This is a genomic window from Methylobacterium sp. J-068 (assembly GCF_022829445.1).
In the GTDB taxonomy this organism is placed as follows: domain Bacteria; phylum Pseudomonadota; class Alphaproteobacteria; order Rhizobiales; family Beijerinckiaceae; genus Methylobacterium.
Genome location: NZ_JAKSXY010000100.1, coordinates 14,541 through 31,301 on the forward strand (window position 1 = coordinate 14,541; position 16,761 = coordinate 31,301).

A 16,761-nucleotide genomic window follows, 5' to 3' on the forward strand; every position below is an offset into this window, starting at 1 on the left:
GGTCTGGTGTCACGCCGCCTCCTCGCGCCCGATGCGGCTGTGGCGCCGGCTCCAGCCGAAATAGATGACGAGACCGATGGCGAGCCAGACGACGAGGCGCAGCCAGGTCTCCCCGTCCAGCGACACCATCATGGCAAAGCAGCTCAGGATGCCGAGGATCGGCACCAGGGGCACCAGAGGGGTCCGGTAGTCGCGCCGCGCATCGGGCTGGGTCCGGCGCAGGATGATCACGCCGACGCAGACCAGGATGAAGGCGAGCAGGGTGCCGATGCTGGTCATGTGGCCGAGCTGGCTGATCGGCAGGAAGCCGCCGAGCGCGCTGGTGAACACCATGAAGAACAGGTTCGAGCGGTAGGGCGTCTTCCAGGTCGGGTGGATCTTCGAGAAGAAGCCCGGCAGCAGCCGGTCCTGGCTCATGGAATAGAACACGCGGCTCTGGCCGAGCAGCAGCACCAGGATCACCGTGGAGAAGCCCGCGATGACGCCCAGCGTCACGAGGCTGCGCAGCCAGGGAAACGGCGTCTGCGCGATGGCGGTGTTCACCGGGGCGGCGTCGCCCCGCATCTGGTCGTAATGGACGAGGCCGGTGAGCACGCCCGCGAAGGCGATGTAGATCACCGTGCAGATGGCGAGCGAGCCCAGGATGCCGATCATCATGTTGCGCTGGGGGTTCTTGGCCTCCTGCGCCGCCGTCGAGACCGCGTCGAAGCCCACATAGGCGAAGAACACCACGCCGGCCCCGCGCATGATCCCGCTCCAGCCGTACTCGCCGAAGGTGCCGGTGTTCTCGGGGATGAACGGCACGTAGTTCTGCGCCTTGATGTAGAACAGGCCGACGCCGACCACGACCGCCACCACGGCGAGCTTCACCAGCACCACGACGGCGTTGACCCGGGCGGATTCGCGGATGCCGATCATCAGGAGCGCCGAGGCCGCCACGATGATGAGGATCGCCGGCAGGTTGACGAGGCCGTGCGCCATTGCCCCGTCGGCGAGCTTGTAGGTCTCGAAGGGCGAGTGGACGAGGCTGGGCGGCAGGTTGATGCCCAGCGTGTCGCGCAGGAAGCGCGTGACGTAGCTCGACCAGCTCACCGAGACCGTGGCGGCGCCGACCGCGTATTCGAGCACGAGGTCCCAGCCGATGATCCAGGCCACGAACTCGCCCATGGTGGCGTAGGCGTAGGTATAGGCCGAGCCCGCCACCGGGATCATGCCGGCGAGCTCGCTGTAGCACATGCCCGCGAAGGCGCAGGCGATGGAGGCGATGGCGAAGGAGATCACCACCGCCGGGCCCGCGTGCTCGGCCGCCGCGATGCCGGTGAGCGAGAACAGGCCGGCGCCGATCACCGCGCCGATGCCGAGCGCGATCAGGCTCCAGGGGCCCAGGGTGCGGGCGAGCTTGTGTTCACCGCCCTCCGCGTCGCTGTTCAGCCGTTCCAGCGATTTCGTCCGCGTGAGGTCGCCCGCGAGGCCTGCCGCCATGGGTTCGTCCTATTCCTGATCAATCTTGGTCGGAAGCGGGTAATGTCTCAATTTGAAATTAGGGGCGATCGTTCCACGCAGACATGAATGTGCAGGATGCTTCGGCAAAGGCGTGAGTTGCAGGACACATTGCAGCTACAATCCGCTGGAGATCACGGTGCCGTTGCTCCAAAGGTAGACAGAAGATGGGTTCATGATGAGCGATGCGGTTTCTCAAAGATAGAAGCTCATCAGAAATTGTCCAAGCCGATCGTATTTGCAATGCGGCGTCATGTGGGAAAATGCGCGCTAAGTTGTAGCGCCAGACGTGAGGCACCTCATAGCTCCTAGAAAGTTGAGAAACCCAAAATCCTGCCGAGAGGTCAGCAACAATCGAAGGTAGAGGAGCGGGTGAAATTCCTCGCGACCTCTCTTGGCGACCCACCGCATCCTGCAGCCGGGATAGATCCATGCGGGTCAATTGTCTCCGTGCCTTTCGCTCGTCATATGCCCAGGCGGGACTATACTTCCAGCAGAGAAACTCATTCATGCGGTTGCGGAAGCATACTTCCCAAGCCTGCAGATAGATATACATCGCTTGAGAAAGCTTTGAGTTCCAATGATATAGGCATATTGCCCTAACATCATCGCCTCTAGAGGCCGATAAATACCTCGCAAATCTCGGAGAACTTAGAGAAATTTTTAAGGAGCGGGTAAGTATTTGGTTTTCACCAAAAATCTCTTGCATCATACGCTGGACCGCTCTATGTAGGCATGGTGAGCCTCAGGACCCGGTCACTGCGCTTTGACGCACACCCCCAAAGGACGGGACTAAGGTGAGGGCGAGCTTGAAAAAGCTCGCCCTTCGCTTTTAAAGATTTATATAATTAGATTGCATCTATTTTTCAGGAAGTATCTCAAGTCGAAGTTTCACTCTATCAGCGGGAACACCGTTTAGTGCCGCTATTTTTATTTCGGCAAGCCTAATTATCTCGGCCGGAGCTTGAGCTAGGCTTTCCTTGTCGGACTTATCTCCGCTTATTATGTATTCCTGGCTTACTTGCAGAGCTTTTGCTATTTCCTGCAGAACGTCTTTGCGCGGTTTTGAGCCATTTTCTTCCCAATTCCAAACGGCCGTCGTTGTTACATTAACGGCACGCGCTAAATCCGCTTTGGAAAGCCCAAGGGATTCCCTTTTGCACTTTATACGCTCTGCCATAGTTCGAGTGGCCATTAAGCGCCTCGTACGATCTGTCATTGATATATGCAGCGATCTGAAAAATTCGTCAAGCGAAATGAAGCAAAAAATTCATGTTACGTGATGCGCTTCTTACATTAGTTCCGCTTGCCAGAGACAGGCGCGGCGGTCTCCACAAGTGCCGCCACGTCTTCCATGCTCCAAGCCGATTGGGCACGCCAGCAGCTATGGCCGGACTCGTGGCGTCCAGGGTCGGCCCGCGATCTCGGTGCTCAATCTTTGCGCATGCCGCAGACGCTGGCAAACGGCGAATCATGGCATGGCCGGGTTCCGGGCCGCCTCCGCTTTACCGGTGCAGGCTCGCCTCGGCGGCGGCTTCGGATTCGGCGATCAGGGACGCGAGGATCGCCCGCGCCCGCGCGGTGATCGCGGGGCCGGCCGCCTCCGGCGTTCCCGCCGCGAAGGGCGGCGCGGGGGCGTATTCGGCGACCAGCTGACTCGTGCGGGCCGAATCGGGTCCACGCAGGCGCGCCGCGAGGGCCAGGGCGAAGTCGAGCCCCGCCGAGATCCCCGCCGCCGTGACGCGGTTGCGGTCGAACACCACGCGTTCGTTCACCGGGATCGCGCCGAGGCGCGGCAGCACGCGGTCCCGCACGCACCAGTGCGAGGTGGCGCGGTAGCCCTCGAGCAGCCCGGCCGCGCCGAGGATCAGGGAGCCGGTGCAGACGCTGGTGACCCAGGCCGCCCGCGCGCCCCGGTCGCGCAGGAAGGCGAGGGTCTCGGCGTCGCGCATCTGCGCCGGGGTGCCGTCGCCGCCCGGCACGAACAGCACGTCGAGGTCGCGCGGGCAGGTTGTGAAATCGTCGCCGGCCATCAGGACGAGGCCGGTGTCGGAGGGCACGGGCCCGGCCGCCCGCGCCACGAGGCGCAAGCCGCCCTCCGCGATCCCCGCCAGCAGCGCCTGCGGGCCGACGAGGTCGAGGGCGGTCATGCCGGGATAGAGCAGCATCGCGATCCGCAGGGGGCCGGTCTCCGTCTCCGCCGCCCGCCCCGCCGCCCGCGTCCGCGCGGTGGCGACGGCCAGCGACGTCCCGGCCGCGAGGGCGGCGGCGGCGAAGGCGCGCCGGCTCGGGCGGGGCGCGCGGCTCACGCCCCCGGCGCGGCCGTGAGGGACTGGATCGCCCGGATGATGGCGGTGGCGCGATAGGGCTTGGTGAAGAACAGGCTGCCGTCGATGAGCCGGGGCGGCGTCTGGGAGAAGCCCGTCGCGTAGATGACCGGCAGGTCGGGCCGCAGGGTCCGGGCGGCCTCCGCGAGCTGCCATCCGTCCATCTGGCCGGGCAGGCGGATGTCCGTGAACAGAAGGTCGACCGACGAGCCAGCCCTAAGGATGTTCATGGCGCCCTCGGCGGTCTCGGCCTGGAACACGCCGAATCCCGCATCCTCGAGGTCCGCGGTGATGACCTCGAGCAGGAGGGCCTCGTCCTCGACCAGCAGGATCTGGAGTTTGGGGGGGCCGCTCATCGTCGACAGGGTTCCGTCACGTCAAGATTCCGTCACGCGAAGCCGAGGCACGGTGGGGGAGAGGTCCGTACAGCCTCCGCCCCCGGCTGCGCCGACGATAGCCCGGTTCGGTCCCGTGGCAAGTAGAGCCAGACGGTGGTGCCGCTGCCCGGGTGGCTGACGATCTCCGCATGACCGTCGGATTGCTTGGCGAAGCCGAAGACCTGGGACAGGCCGAGGCCGGTGCCCTCGCCCACGGCCTTGGTGGTGAAGAACGGCTCGAAGGCCCGCGCGATCACCTCCGCGCTCATGCCGCTGCCTTGGTCCTCCACCGCGATCCCGACGTGATCGACGGGGTGCAGTCCGGCGATGTCGGCGGCCTCGGCGGCCGGCACGTTGCGGGTGCGGATCACGGCGCGCCCGCCGCCCGGCATCGCGTCGCGGGCATTCACCGAGAGGTTGAGGAGGGCGTTCTCCAGCTGGTTGGGATCGACGCGGACGGGCCACAGATCGGGCGCGAGGGCCATCTCGGGCATCTCGACGGTCCCGAGCGCGCCGCGCAGGAGCTCCGACAGGTCCCCGATGAGCCGGTTCGGCTCCACCGGGACGGGCTGGAGGGGCTGGCGCCGCGCGAAGGCCAGCATCTTCTGCACCAGCGCGGCGGCGCGCTCGGCCCCGCTCATGGCGCTGCGCAGGGAGCGGCGGGCGCCGCTCTCGGCGGGCAGGAAGCGCTCGATGCGATCGAGGTTGCTGATGACGACGCCGAGCAGGTTGTTGAAATCGTGCGCGACGCCTCCGGTGAGGGCGCCGATCGCGTCCATCTTCTGGCTCTGGCGCAGCATGTCCTCGGCGCGGTCGCGCTCGGCATAGGCCTCGCGCAGGGCCTCGAGGGCCGCGTCGCGCTCGCACACGCGCGCCTCGAGGTCGGCATTGGCCCTGCGCAGCTGTTCGGGCGAGGGAAGGGCGAGCGCCTGGGGCAGCAGCATCCAGAGCAGGACCGCGGTGACGATCGAGCCGGAGGCCGTCACCGCCTTGACCGCGGCCTCGGCCGCGTAGTCCGGCACCCACAGCGTCCAGATCGCGAACAGGTGGGTGATGCCGCAGGCCATGATGAAGACCGCGAAGGCCCAGAACATCCATCGGAACGCGATATCGCGACGCCGCGTCACGAAGAGGCCGAGGGCCACGGGAATCGTGAAATAGGCGAGCGCGATGGTGGCGTCCGATACCACGTGGGTCCAGATCAACTCCGGCCGCCACAGGAGGCAGATCCCGTGCGGCGCGAGGCTGCTTCGATCGAGGAAGCCGGTCAGGGTCTCGAGCATATCGGGTCTCGACGGATCATGGGCTCGGCCGCGCGCCGAGGGCGGCCGCGGCGGAGGGGAATGCCGCACATCCTATAGCCGGAAATCTTGTCGCCAGAAGTTGATTCGGCTTCGCAAAGTCGAGAGGTCTCGCCTAAAATGAACTTATTCAGTTCAAATCGGACGCGCGATACACTTTTATCAAGGCGGTCTCGATCGTGGTCTTCGGCCGACTTGGTTAAGGTATGTCATACTGGGTCTCGATGAGCCCGACCCATAGGTCGGGCTCATCGAGGTTCGGCGGACGCCCGCCGCCGCGCGGTCGCGCGGGCAGACCTCGCCGAGTCGGTCTCACCGAGGTCTGGCATCAGGCGCGAACGCCCCGGATCGCGTGCCGAGAACACGACGCGGCGGCGCGGCGCGGCCTTCGCCGGCGTCTTCCCGTTCCGGGCAGGCATCGTTCCGGCCGGTCCGAGGCTCAGCGCCGGCGGGGCTATTCCACCACGATCTTGTAGCTCTGGCCGGTCCGCACGCTCGCGCCGCGCTCGAGGCCGTTGAGCACCAGGAAGCGCTCCAGGGCCTTGTCGGGCACCGCCATGCGCTGGGCCAGGGCCTCGGCCGTCTCGCCGGGGCCGGCGGTGACGACGGCGAGCCGCAGGGGGCGCAAGGCGCGGGTCTCGGCGGGGTCGAGCGTCGACAGGCTCTCGGTCCAGCGCCGGAAGGCGCCGTCCGGATCGGTGCTGCCCTTGGCGGCCATGATCATCCGGAAGGTGGTGTCGCCCACCCGGATCGCGGCGAGGCGGAAGGTCCAGTCCTTGCCGCGCGACAGGGCGGTCACGCCCGGATTGCCCGCCACCACACGCGCCTCCAGGGAGCCGGGCTCGATGACGTCGTTCCAGGTTCCCTTGAGCACCGCGTCGAGGCCCTGGCCGGCATGGCTCTCGACCTGGTCGAACAGCAGGCGCCGGCTGCCCTCGCCCGTGGTGCCGAGCACCGCGTTCCGGGTGTTCTCGATCGAGAAGCCCTCGGGCACCTCGAAGGCGATGCCGAGGCCGGGATGCAGGAAGCGGCGTCCGCGCACGAGGCCGTCGCCGGGATTGTCGCCGTAGGCGATGCCGTCGATGGCCGCGAGGTAGCGCGCGCGCTCGTCGACGCCGAGGCCCGGCGCGCCGATGAGGCGGGCGGCGCGGGTCACCAGGGTGACGCGCTCCGCGGTGCCCGGATGGGTCGCCAGCATGTCCGGTTCGCCCGCCAGGCCGGTGCCGGTCTTCAGCGCCGTGGTCCGGTTCAGGGCGGTGAGGAAGCGCCCGGCGCCGAACGGGTCGTAGCCCGCGCGGGCGAGCGTGCGCACGCCGACGCCGTCCGCCTCAAGCTCCTGGTCGCGCGAGAAGCGCGCCAGGGCGAATTTCGACTGGTTCTGGAGCTGGGCGCCCGTGACGGGGTCGTTGAGCACGTCGGCCACGACCTTGCTGACGAGCTGCGAGCGCAGGGCCAACTCGGTGCGCGCGGTGGCGTGGCGCAGGGTGACGTGGGCGATCTCGTGGGCGAGCACCGCCGCGATCTCGGAGGTGTCGCTCGCCAGGGCGAGCAGCCCACGCGTGACGTAGAGCCGGCCGCTCGGCAGCGCGAAGGCGTTGACGACGGGCGAATCCAGCAGGGTGACCGCGTAGGTCTCCTCGGGGCGCTCGGTGGCCCGCACGAGGCGGTCGGTCACCTCCGTGAGGAGCCTGAGGCTCGTGGGCGCCCGGTACTCGCCGCCGAAGGAGGAGACCAGCTTGGCGTGGTCGGCATCCGAGCTGTTGCGCTCGCGGCCCGTGGTGCGCGGCGCCTCGCGCGGTACCGCGATGGCGGCCGGCTGCACCGTGGCGCCGGTCTGGTCGCCGATGCAGCCCGAGAGCAGCAGGGGGACGAGCAGGGCCGTGGCGGACCAGATGCGGGTGCGAGTGTGGGTCCAGGCGCACGTGCGCCGGGGGCCGCCGGGTGTCGGTCCGGCGCGGAGGGTCGGGCGGAGATTCGGGATCGAGGCCATGCCGTTCAGCGCCGCTGCGCCCGCTCCCCATCCAGGACTTCGGCCGCCGGACCTTCGGCGGGCAGGATTTCGATCATGTCGGCACTCGCGACGTCGAGGGTCGGGCCGCGCCACGCCTCGAGCCGTCCCCGCACGCGGACCTGCCGGCCCCGCAGGTTCGCGGCACTCAAACCACGTTCCTGCAACTGGCGCCAAGTGCGTTTCGACACGGTCACGGTGAGCCCGTTCTCACCCTTTCGCGCGAAGTCGAGATAGGTCCGCCGCGCCCGCTCGCCGACCCACAGCACCGCGCCTTCCGCGACCACGAACCGGCCCATCCGGGCCCGCAGCGCGGCGCCGTCGCGGACCCCCGGCCCCGTCGCGTTCCAGATGCCCCGTCCCGCCCGGCGGGCACCCGCCTCGACGGCGAGGAGGGCCGGCCGGCACAGGGAGTCACGCTCCCCCGCATCGACCTGCGCGAGCCCGGCCTCCACCAGGCCGGCCGCGAGATCCGCGACCTCCGCGTCCTCGCTCCGCCCCCCGGGCAGAACACCGGCATCCGCACTGGCGTCGACATGCGCCCGGCCCCAACGGTCGGTCTCGCCCCGCGCCACGAGGGTGAGGCGGCGGCCGCGATGCCGGAGGAGGCGGGCTTCCGCCGCTTCCGCCTCGGGGCCGGGCTCGGGCCAGTGGATGCCGTCGAGCACGGCGCGGGCGCCGGAGGCGAGGTGCAGTTCGCCGCGCGGCCCGAGGCCGGCGAGGACGTCCGTGCGCGCGGGCGCCTCCCGGCACTCGGGAGCGGCGGCCGGGGCCGGACCCGCTGACCCCGGCGCCGCCAGGGCGCCGAGGAGCAGCGCTCCCGGTCCGATCGGCGATCGTCGCTGCGCGCCCCCCACGAAGTCGGCTCCCGAAGGTTGTGTGCGAATCCGTTCGTATTGTGCCGCCCGGATACCGGCCCAGGCAAGGAAGGCGGAGCCTCCGGGACGACGGTTCGCCCCGCATTGCGGCAGGATCGCCACAGGTCGGCGGGCCATTCGCGGCGCGATCGCGCGGCACGCGCCGGTTGGCGGGCCGGCGCGATGATGCTAGGACGCCCTCGGTGAGTCTCCGTAGCTCAGCTGGACAGAGCACAGGTTTCCTAAAGTCAAAATTGGGCGTCGCGAGGGGAAACCGCGCGGCGGATCCGCTCAAATTCGGGGAACGCTCACCGCCCACGGGTCCGTGGACGCAGCCGATCCCGAGCCAAGCCCGGATGTCTCGCCTCGCGGGGCGCCGGGACGGTGTAGAGACTAGACGGGCGGCACCTAAGGGCCCCGGCGACGGGGCCTACGGTGAAGGGATAGTCCAGACCACGAACGCAGCCCGCGCGGGCTGCGGCGGCGGAAGCCGAAGTGGGATGAAACCTGGGGTCGCAGGTTCGAGACCTGCCGGGGACGCCACCCGCTTTTTTTCGCAGCGCGTTCCGCTGCGCCCGGATCGGCACGCATGCCCCGCTACTTCTTCCATACCCGGATCGGCGACGATCGCGTCGCGGATGCCGAAGGCACGGACCTGCGTGACCCCGACCGGGCCTGGGAGGTGGCGCGCGACACGATTCGGGCCGCCATGGCCGAGCCCGGCAATCAGGCGCGCCTGATCGGCGCCTGCCTCGTCGTCACGGATGAGAGCGGCGACGTGATCCTCGAATTTCCCTTCGCCGAGGCGATGCTCTCCGGGCCTGGGGACGGACGGCTGCACTGAGCGGTCGGAGGGCCGCGGCGCGGAAAGCGCCGCGGGATGGCGCCCCGTCGCGGCGGGGCGGCGTCAGGGCTTGCGGCCGTGCGAGGCCTCGTCGATCGCCGCCTGATGATACCAGCTGTCGGTGAAGTCCGGCCGCGCGATCCGCTGCGTCTTGCCCGCGCCGCCCGCCGATCCGGTCGACCGCGCCCCGTGGCCCTCGTCCTTGCCCGAGGCTCGTGCCCGGCCGGGAAAGGGAAGGATCGTCGCCGTGTGCGGATGATGTCCCGTCGTCATGAAGGTGGATGTCCTTTTGTGCGCTGCCCTCGCACCCAGTCAGGATTAGAGTATAGGCACGTCTGCCCGCCTTTGCATCGCTGGTCGGCGTAGAAAGCGTCATGTTGCGAGAAATATAGGCGTGCCGAACATTCTTCCATCTTCGGTCATGAATGCTGACCGAACCGGGGCCGTTCGGACGTAACGCTTTCTTCACCCTGCTCGACGCCGGGGCCTCCACCGAAGGGGTCGTCGCGGACGCGTGTGCGCTGGCGCAACGCCGCCGCCCCGAGCCGAAGCTAGACCGCACGCCCTCGAGCCGGCGGATCGGCTTGCGGGCTGAAGGCGGAAAACCGTGACGTCCCATACGATGATGTCCGAGACGGCCAGGACCCGGGTGGTTCTGGCTCTGACGCTGATCGTCTTCCTGACGACCGGCCGGGCACCCGGCATGCGGGAATTGCGCAATCCCGATGCGGAGGCGGGGTGGGGCCGCGTCGCGCATGCCCTCAAGCGGGATCTGGCGTGACGGCGGCGGCGATCATCGGGCCGGCGCCAGGGACAAATCCGCCCGCCGGGCCGCGGCGGGTTTGACGCGCGCGGTGGTGGGACCTACCGTCCCGCGCCTACGGGTTTGGACGCGATCGAGAGCCGTCGCGGGCGTGGGCGGAGCACGGGGCACGCGGAATGGCTGGGCAGAAGACCGACGCGCGGGACGTCTATGTGGGACAGCGGATCGCCGAGCAGCGCAAGAAGGCGTCGCTGACACAGAAGCGGGTGGCCCAGAGCTTCGGAATGTCCGCCGCCCAGTTGCAGAAATACGAGAAGGGCACCAATCGCATCAGCGCGATCCATCTCGACACCTTCAGCCGGATGACGGGCATCCCGGTCTCCTATTTCTTCGACGGGATGGACCGCGGCGGCGAGGCGGCGGCGCCCGGCTTCGCGGAGGCCGAGCAGCAGCCCTACACGCCCGCCGCGACGGCCAATCCCTGGGAAGGACTTGCCGAGGTCGCGGCCCGCTACGTCGCCGAACACTTTTCCGAACAGGATAAGCAGCGGATCGTGGCCGCCGTGCAGGCCCTCGAGCGCAAGCTCGGCGGCTGATCTAACGTCCGTTTCGTTCTGTTTGGCGGATTTATCCGGTTTTTCGGCTTGACCGTTCGGAGTCCGACTGCCAGACACGCAGCCTTCAGACGATCGGGTGAGGCGCCGCGACATCTTGGGCGCGCCCAGACACCGGGGACCCTCCATGCCGCGTTCGAACTATCTCTTCACGAGTGAGTCGGTCTCCGAAGGTCATCCCGACAAGGTCTGCGACCGGATCTCCGACACCGTCGTGGACGCCTACCTCGCCGTGATGCCGGAGGCCCGGCTCGGCGTCGAGACGCTGGCCACCACCAACCGCATCGTCATCGCGGGCGAGGTGCGCGGCCCCGATTCCGTGACCTTCGACCACTTGGAGCACCTGACCCGCGAGGCGGTGAAGGACATCGGCTACGAGCAGTCGGGCTTCCACTGGAAGAACAACGACATCGCGATCCACCTGCACGCCCAGTCCGCCGACATCGCGCAGGGCGTGGATTCCTCGGGCAACAAGGACGAGGGCGCGGGCGACCAGGGCATCATGTTCGGCTACGCGTCCGACGAGACGCCCGAGCTGATGCCGGCGCCCATCTACTACGCCCACAAGATCCTCAAGGACCTCGCCGACGCTCGCAAGGGCCGGCAGGGCGACGCCGCCAAGCTCGGCCCCGATGCCAAGAGCCAAGTCACCGTGCGCTACGAGAACGGCCGCCCGGTCGGCGTCACCCAGATCGTGCTCTCCACCCAACACATCGACGAGAGCCTCGACTCGGCCGACGTCCGCGCCATCGTCGAGCCCTACATCCTCGCCGCCCTGCCGCGGAACTGGGTCTCCGAGGAGACGGTCTGGCACGTGAACCCCACGGGCAAGTTCGTCATCGGCGGTCCCGACGGTGACGCCGGCCTCACCGGCCGCAAGATCATCGTCGACACCTACGGCGGCGCGGCGCCCCACGGCGGCGGCGCCTTCTCGGGCAAGGACCCGACGAAGGTCGACCGCTCGGCCGCCTATGCGGCGCGCTACCTCGCCAAGAACGTGGTGGCGGCGGGCCTCGCCACCCGCGCCACGATCCAGCTCGCCTACGCCATCGGCGTCGCCAAGCCGCTCTCGATCTACGTCGATCTGCACGGCACCGGCCAGGTCGACGAGGCCCGGCTCGAGGACGTGCTGATGAACGCCCTCGACCTGTCGCCGCGCGGCATCCGGACGAAGCTCGGCCTCAACAAGCCGATCTACGCCCGCACCTCGGCCTACGGCCATTTCGGCCGTGCCCCGGAGGCCGATGGCGGCTTCTCGTGGGAGCGGACCGACCTCGCCGACAGCCTCAAGTCGGCCCTGGCCTGACCCCATGAGCCTGGGGCGGGACCACCTCCCGCCCCATCCGGGCGGGCACGCGTCGGAAAACCAGGACGCGGAGGCGGCCGGGCGCGCCTTCTACGGGCGGCGCAAGGGCAAGCGCCTGCGCGCCGGTCAGGAGCAGCGCCTCGCCGAATTGCTGCCGGCCCTTCGGCTGACCTTGCCGCCAACGGGCCAAGCCCTCGATCCGAAGAGCCTGTTTCCCGTGCCGACCGACGAGGTCTGGCTGGAGATCGGCTTCGGCGGCGGCGAGCACCTCGCGGCGCAGGCGCATGCCAACCCGCGCACCGGCATCATCGGGGCCGAGCCGTTCGTGAACGGCGTCGTCAAGCTCCTGCGGGCGGTGGACGAGGGGGATCTGCGCAACGTCCGGGTCTGGGACGAGGACGCGACCGCGCTGCTGGCCGCCCTGCCCGATGCGAGCCTCGCCCGCGTCTACCTGCTCTATCCCGATCCCTGGCCCAAGCGCCGTCAGCGCAAGCGCCGCTTCGTCTCCGACGCCGCGCTCGCCGAGATCGCCCGCGTGCTGAGGCCCGGCGGCGTCTTCCGGTTCGCCAGCGACATCGACGATTACGCCGGCTGGACGCTGGTGCGCGCCGCGCGCTGCCGGGACCTCGACTGGACCGCCGGGGCGGCCTCCGACTGGACGCGCCCGTGGGCCGACTGGCCGGGCACGCGCTACGAGGCGAAGGCGCTCGCCGCCGGCCGGCCTCCGAGCTACCTCGAATTCCGCCGCGTCGCCCCCATCTGACCTCTGCGACGATGCGCGCGGATGGCCGGGCAAGGGCCGGCGCGCGGGGTGCCCCGATATCCCGCGCTATCGACCGAGGACGGTCTTGTTCCGTCCGATCTTCGGTTGTCTGATGGCGCCCGACCGGGTTTCGGGCCGGTGGCGCGCGGTTGGCCCCGCTGAGCGAGGATGTGGAGTGCAGGACGCATCGAACCCACCCTCGAGCGCCGGCGGACCTTCGAGCGGCGAGGGGGGTGACGCCCCGGGTGCGGACCTCCACGGGATCGCGTTCGCGCAGGCGCCGGTCGGTATCCTCGTCGTCGACGGTGCGGGTCTGATCCGCGAGGCCAACCCCGCCCTCTGCGACCTCCTCGGCTACGCCGCCGGGACGCTGGACGGGCGCGCCCTCTCCGTCCTCGGGGCCGTGGCGCAACGCAGCTGCATCCGGCGCTGGCTGCGGGCGGACGGCACCGGCCTCGACCTGCGCATCCGGCCATCCCCGGCGCGCGGCGACTTCCGGGTCCTGATCGCCGAGGCCGTGGATGCGGACGAGGTGGTGCGGGCCGAGGAGAACCGCGCCGCCCTGACCGCCGCCGGCCTCGGCGAATGGCGCTACGACTTCGCCGACGGGCAGGTCGCGCTCTCGCGCCGGGCGGCGCACATCCTCGGCTTCGCCCCCGGCGCGGCCGTGAGCTGGGCGACGATGCAGGCGGCCCTGGAGGGCGGCGAGACCGGCCGCATCCGGGCCCAGGTCCGCGCCTCCTTGCGCGAGACCAAGCCCTTCGCCCTCGAATGCCGCCTGCGCCGGGACAGCGACGGGGTCGCGATCGACGCCGAGGTGCGGGGCCAGGCGATCCTCGGTCCGGAGGGCGGGCGGCGCCCGATCGCCGTGGTCGGCGTGATCGAGGACGTCACCACCCGGGTCGAGGCGCGTAACGCCCTGCGCGACGGCGAGCAGCGCCTGCGCATCGCCACGTCGCTCGCGGCTTTGGGCATCTTCGAGTGGCACATGCTCGACGACCAGGCCGTCTGGGAGAACGAGCGCATGTTCGCGATCTTCGGACGCCGTCCCTCCGACGGTGCCCTGGGCAAGCGTGAATTCCTCGACGCCGTGCTCCACCCGGAGGACCGTCCGGCCTTCCGCGCCGCCATCACCCGCGCGCTGCGCGAGGACAGCGTCCTGGAGGCCACGGGCCGCATCCGCCGGCTCAGCGACGGGGCCTGGCGGATCCTCGACTTCGCCGGGCGCTTCGAGCGCGACGCCCCCCACCGCCTGCCGCGCCGGCTGATCGGGGTCGTGGCCGACGTGACCGAGCGCCGCCTCGCCGAGGAGCGCCAGACGCTGCTGATCCGCGAGCTTCACCACCGGGTGAAGAACACCCTCGCCACGGTGCAGGCCATCGTCGGATCGACCGCCCGCACCGCCTCCAGCATCGAGAGCTTCTACGAAGCCTTCGTCGGGCGGATCATGTCGCTGGCCCACACCCACTCGGTCCTCACCGAGGACACCTGGCAGACCGCCTCCCTGCGCAGCCTCCTGGCCAACGAGCTCAAGCCCTATGCGGAGGGGAGTCTGGACGGGTCGGCGGATGGGGATGCCCGGATCCAGCTCGTCGGCCCGCCCGTCGACATGTCCTCCGAGGTCGCGGTGCCGATCGGCATGGCGATCCACGAACTCACCACCAATGCGGCCAAGTACGGCGCGCTGTCCACCCGCGACGGCCGGGTCTCGATCGCCTGGGCGCTCGAACCCGGCGGCCCGGCCGGCACCTTGCGCTTCTCCTGGGTGGAGAGCGGCGGGCCGCCGGTGAGCCCCCCGACGCGCCAGGGCTTCGGCTCGCGCCTGCTCCAGCGCGTGCTGACCGCTCAAGTCCGGGCCGAGGTGACGATGACCTATCCGCCCGAAGGCTTCGCGCTGACCATGCTGGCGCCGCTGCCCGCCCGTAACGACGCGCTGAACCCGCTGGCCTGACCTCCGGGCGTTTGCGGGACGCTCAGGCCGCGCCGCGCGCGTCGGTTTCCCCGCCGGCCTCGACGAAGGCCTTGAGTTCGTCCAGCGACGCGAAGGTGTAGCGCCCGCGCGGCGTCTCGGCCTCGATCACCCCGGTGGAATACATCACGTAGGTGTTGCCCCCCGACGCGTAGGTGCCCACCACCTGCCGCTCGGCCTCGGTGAAGGGCGCCTCCTCGACCGGCGTCGGCTCGGGCACCGGGTCGGGCGCGGCGGCCGGAAGCTCGGTGAACTCCGCCGGCTCGGCGAGGGCGGGACGCAGTGGCGGCGGCTCCTCCGGCTGCGGATCGGCGGGCGGCGCCGGTTCGGGCCGGATCTCGAGGATCGGTTCCGCATAGGGCGCCTGCTGGACATGCGGCGCCGGCTCGACATGCGGCGCCGGCTCGACGTGGGGCGCGGGCTCGGACTCGACGAAACGGGGTGCGTCCGAGTCGGGCAGCGCGAACAGCAACTCCTCCTCGGTCGGGTGAGCCGGGGCGGGCGCCACGGCGGTGTCCGGGTGCGGGGCGGTGTCCGGGTGCGTCCGCTCGGGCGTGGGCTCCGCATGTGTCTCGTGCGGGGGCAGAAGGTCCGGCAGCAGCGGCTCGGCGGAGGCAAGGTCCGCGGCGGACGGCTCGGGCGCGGGCGGCGGCGCGGGGTCGAAGAAGCTCGGCTCCCGGCCGGCGCGCAGGGTGGCCGCGCCGCCGAGACCCGCCGCGGTCAGGCCGCCGAGGCTCGCGGCGGTGGCGGCGAGGCTCGGCCGTTGGCGCGCGGGCTCGGCGCCCTCCGGGTCGAGGCCGGGCGCCTCGGCGCGCGGCGCGGCGCGCCAGGCCCGCTCCAGGCTGCGCAGGCCGCGCGCGACGACGGCGAGGCCGAGCACGACGGCCCCGGCCGAGGCCGTGGTCGCGCCCGCGATGGTCATGGCGAGGCCGCTCTCCAGCCGCACGAAGGGGAACCCCTGGATGACCGACACGATGCCACCGACGATCATGACGGCGGCCAGCGCGAACAGCGCGATGCTCATGGACTTCTCGACAAACGCCTGCACTCCGCGTGCGGCGCGCACACTAAAGGCCTGACCGGCATTTGCAAAATCCCGGCTTCCACGAAATCGACCGGACAGGCGATGCGCCGGCCCGCCCCATCGCGGGCATCGACTTCGCCGAGGCACCGACTTAGGTAACGGCGCGTTGGTGCGGAGACGGTGCGCCGGTTGGCGCGCGCCGTCCCGCCCGATGTCTCACGAGCCGGAGAGTTGCCCATGACCTTCACCCTGCCCGAACTGCCCTACGCCTACGACGCGCTCGGCCCCTACATGTCGAAGGAAACCCTCGAGTTTCACCACGACAAGCACCACAAGGCCTATGTCGACACGGGCAACAAGCTGCTCGAGGGCACGGGTCTCGAGGGCAAGAGCGTCGAGGAGGTCCTGACCTCGGCCTACGGCAACAACCAGCCGCTCTTCAACAATGCCGGCCAGCACTACAACCACATCCATTTCTGGCAGTGGATGAAGCCCAATGGCGGCGGCGCCGTGCCGGGCGCGCTCGCCAAGAAGATCGACGAGGACCTCGGCGGCCTCGAGAAGTTCAAGGCCGACTTCATCCAGGCCGGCATCGGCCAGTTCGGCTCCGGCTGGGCCTGGCTCGCGGTCAAGGACGGCAAGCTCGCCATCATGAAGACCCCGAACGGTGAGAACCCGCTGGTCCACGGCGCCAAGCCGATCCTCGGCGTCGACGTCTGGGAGCACTCCTACTACATCGATTACCGCAACCGCCGCCCCGACTACCTCAAGGCGTTCATCGAGAACCTGGTGAACTGGGAGCACGTCGAGAAGATGTACGGCGAGGCGACGGCGTAAGGCCTACCCGCGCCGATACGGGCTCGCGGCGACACCACCGCCCCCGACACACGGCCTCCAAGCAGAACAGGTCCCTCTCCCCTTGTGGGGAGAGGTTCGGCGTGGGGGCCGGGGCCGTCATCGGTCGACCGAGGGCCGCGCGGCGCTTGGCGGCCGAGCGCTTGGCGGCCGAGCACTTGGCAGCCTAGCACTCGGCAATCTGTGGCTGCGCCGGCTGGGTTCGCGTTTGCGCCCCGCCGCCCGGCATGGTCTAGGGCTCGCCCATCGCATC

The 16,761-nt window shown here is 69.7% G+C and carries 17 protein-coding genes; 8 read left to right on the forward strand and 9 right to left on the reverse strand.

Annotated features, from left to right (window positions below):
- Nucleotides 1-9 precede the first annotated feature (9 nt).
- The 7 genes from MKK54_RS16990 to MKK54_RS17020 all read right to left on the reverse strand — a co-directional run bounded on the left by MKK54_RS16990 (nt 10) and on the right by MKK54_RS17020 (nt 8,370).
- On the reverse strand, nt 10-1,482 hold the full coding sequence (locus MKK54_RS16990) for an amino acid permease (RefSeq protein WP_244012384.1): 1,473 nt from the start codon (nt 1,480-1,482) through the stop codon (nt 10-12).
- A gap of 877 nt (nt 1,483-2,359) precedes the next feature.
- Nucleotides 2,360-2,695 carry a helix-turn-helix domain-containing protein gene (locus MKK54_RS16995; RefSeq protein ID WP_244012385.1) on the reverse strand — a complete coding sequence of 112 codons (336 nt, stop codon included), beginning with the start codon at nt 2,693-2,695 and terminating at the stop codon, nt 2,360-2,362.
- 310 nt (nt 2,696-3,005) lie between these two features.
- The gene (locus MKK54_RS17000) at nt 3,006-3,668 is read right to left on the reverse strand and encodes a DJ-1/PfpI family protein (protein WP_244012453.1); all 663 of its coding nucleotides are present in this window, start codon (nt 3,666-3,668) and stop codon (nt 3,006-3,008) included.
- Nucleotides 3,669-3,805: 137 nt separating this feature from the next.
- The gene (locus tag MKK54_RS17005) at nt 3,806-4,183 is read right to left on the reverse strand and encodes a response regulator (RefSeq protein WP_244012386.1); all 378 of its coding nucleotides are present in this window, start codon (nt 4,181-4,183) and stop codon (nt 3,806-3,808) included.
- Nucleotides 4,184-4,215: 32 nt separating this feature from the next.
- Nucleotides 4,216-5,487 (reverse strand): ATP-binding protein, encoded by a 1,272-nt coding sequence (locus tag MKK54_RS17010; RefSeq protein ID WP_244012387.1) that lies wholly within the window; start codon nt 5,485-5,487, stop codon nt 4,216-4,218.
- Nucleotides 5,488-5,959: 472 nt separating this feature from the next.
- On the reverse strand, nt 5,960-7,495 hold the full coding sequence (locus MKK54_RS17015; protein ID WP_244012388.1) for a M48 family metalloprotease: 1,536 nt from the start codon (nt 7,493-7,495) through the stop codon (nt 5,960-5,962).
- 5 nt (nt 7,496-7,500) lie between these two features.
- Complete coding sequence (locus tag MKK54_RS17020; protein WP_409564199.1) at nt 7,501-8,370, reverse strand: DNA-binding protein; 870 nt, start codon at nt 8,368-8,370, stop codon at nt 7,501-7,503.
- A gap of 589 nt (nt 8,371-8,959) precedes the next feature.
- Between MKK54_RS17020 and MKK54_RS17025 the strand changes: the two genes are divergently transcribed.
- Entirely contained in the window at nt 8,960-9,214 is a 255-nt protein-coding gene (locus MKK54_RS17025) for a DUF6894 family protein (RefSeq protein WP_244012389.1), read from the forward strand.
- 63 nt (nt 9,215-9,277) lie between these two features.
- Here the strand turns inward: MKK54_RS17025 and MKK54_RS17030 are convergent, their stop codons facing one another.
- Nucleotides 9,278-9,487: a DUF2735 domain-containing protein gene (locus MKK54_RS17030; RefSeq protein ID WP_244012390.1), complete on the reverse strand. Its 210-nt coding sequence runs from the start codon at nt 9,485-9,487 to the stop codon at nt 9,278-9,280.
- Between the two features lie 152 nt (nt 9,488-9,639).
- Here MKK54_RS17030 and MKK54_RS17035 point away from each other — a divergent pair, with 152 nt between their 5' ends.
- From MKK54_RS17035 to MKK54_RS17060, 6 genes are all read left to right on the forward strand, one after another.
- Complete coding sequence (locus MKK54_RS17035) at nt 9,640-9,825, forward strand: hypothetical protein (RefSeq protein ID WP_244012391.1); 186 nt, start codon at nt 9,640-9,642, stop codon at nt 9,823-9,825.
- The gene (locus MKK54_RS17040) at nt 9,822-9,995 is read left to right on the forward strand and encodes a hypothetical protein (RefSeq protein ID WP_244012459.1); all 174 of its coding nucleotides are present in this window, start codon (nt 9,822-9,824) and stop codon (nt 9,993-9,995) included. Before MKK54_RS17035 ends, MKK54_RS17040 begins: the two co-directional genes overlap by 4 nt.
- A 158-nt stretch (nt 9,996-10,153) precedes the next feature.
- Nucleotides 10,154-10,573, forward strand: a complete 420-nt coding sequence (locus tag MKK54_RS17045; protein ID WP_244012392.1) for a helix-turn-helix domain-containing protein — start codon at nt 10,154-10,156, stop codon at nt 10,571-10,573.
- Between the two features lie 145 nt (nt 10,574-10,718).
- Nucleotides 10,719-11,897, forward strand: a complete 1,179-nt coding sequence (gene metK / locus MKK54_RS17050) for a methionine adenosyltransferase (RefSeq protein WP_244012393.1) — start codon at nt 10,719-10,721, stop codon at nt 11,895-11,897.
- Nucleotides 11,898-11,901: 4 nt separating this feature from the next.
- Complete coding sequence (locus tag MKK54_RS17055; protein ID WP_244012394.1) at nt 11,902-12,660, forward strand: tRNA (guanine(46)-N(7))-methyltransferase TrmB; 759 nt, start codon at nt 11,902-11,904, stop codon at nt 12,658-12,660.
- Between the two features lie 262 nt (nt 12,661-12,922).
- The gene (locus MKK54_RS17060; protein ID WP_244012455.1) at nt 12,923-14,611 is read left to right on the forward strand and encodes an HWE histidine kinase domain-containing protein; all 1,689 of its coding nucleotides are present in this window, start codon (nt 12,923-12,925) and stop codon (nt 14,609-14,611) included.
- Between the two features lie 22 nt (nt 14,612-14,633).
- Here MKK54_RS17060 and MKK54_RS17065 read toward each other — a convergent pair whose 3' ends face one another.
- Entirely contained in the window at nt 14,634-15,653 is a 1,020-nt protein-coding gene (locus MKK54_RS17065; RefSeq protein ID WP_244012395.1) for a hypothetical protein, read from the reverse strand.
- Between the two features lie 237 nt (nt 15,654-15,890).
- On the opposite strand from MKK54_RS17065, the gene MKK54_RS17070 reads away from it, so the two are divergent.
- Nucleotides 15,891-16,490: a superoxide dismutase gene (locus tag MKK54_RS17070; protein WP_244012396.1), complete on the forward strand. Its 600-nt coding sequence runs from the start codon at nt 15,891-15,893 to the stop codon at nt 16,488-16,490.
- Nucleotides 16,491-16,761 lie beyond the last annotated feature (271 nt).

Bases quoted from the DNA above. Each gene is read 5' to 3' on its own strand.
- MKK54_RS16990 (WP_244012384.1), bottom strand. From the start codon at position 1,482: ATGGCGGCAGGCCTCGCGGGCGACCTCACGCGGACGAAATCGCTGGAA.
- MKK54_RS16995 (WP_244012385.1), bottom strand. From the start codon at position 2,695: ATGGCCACTCGAACTATGGCAGAGCGTATAAAGTGCAAAAGGGAATCC.
- MKK54_RS17000 (WP_244012453.1), bottom strand. From the start codon at position 3,668: ATGCTGCTCTATCCCGGCATGACCGCCCTCGACCTCGTCGGCCCGCAG.
- MKK54_RS17005 (WP_244012386.1), bottom strand. From the start codon at position 4,183: ATGAGCGGCCCCCCCAAACTCCAGATCCTGCTGGTCGAGGACGAGGCC.
- MKK54_RS17010 (WP_244012387.1), bottom strand. From the start codon at position 5,487: ATGCTCGAGACCCTGACCGGCTTCCTCGATCGAAGCAGCCTCGCGCCG.
- MKK54_RS17015 (WP_244012388.1), bottom strand. From the start codon at position 7,495: ATGGCCTCGATCCCGAATCTCCGCCCGACCCTCCGCGCCGGACCGACA.
- MKK54_RS17025 (WP_244012389.1), top strand. From the start codon at position 8,960: ATGCCCCGCTACTTCTTCCATACCCGGATCGGCGACGATCGCGTCGCG.
- MKK54_RS17030 (WP_244012390.1), bottom strand. From the start codon at position 9,487: ATGACGACGGGACATCATCCGCACACGGCGACGATCCTTCCCTTTCCC.
- MKK54_RS17035 (WP_244012391.1), top strand. From the start codon at position 9,640: ATGCTGACCGAACCGGGGCCGTTCGGACGTAACGCTTTCTTCACCCTG.
- MKK54_RS17045 (WP_244012392.1), top strand. From the start codon at position 10,154: ATGGCTGGGCAGAAGACCGACGCGCGGGACGTCTATGTGGGACAGCGG.
- metK (WP_244012393.1), top strand. From the start codon at position 10,719: ATGCCGCGTTCGAACTATCTCTTCACGAGTGAGTCGGTCTCCGAAGGT.
- MKK54_RS17055 (WP_244012394.1), top strand. From the start codon at position 11,902: ATGAGCCTGGGGCGGGACCACCTCCCGCCCCATCCGGGCGGGCACGCG.
- MKK54_RS17065 (WP_244012395.1), bottom strand. From the start codon at position 15,653: ATGAGCATCGCGCTGTTCGCGCTGGCCGCCGTCATGATCGTCGGTGGC.
- MKK54_RS17070 (WP_244012396.1), top strand. From the start codon at position 15,891: ATGACCTTCACCCTGCCCGAACTGCCCTACGCCTACGACGCGCTCGGC.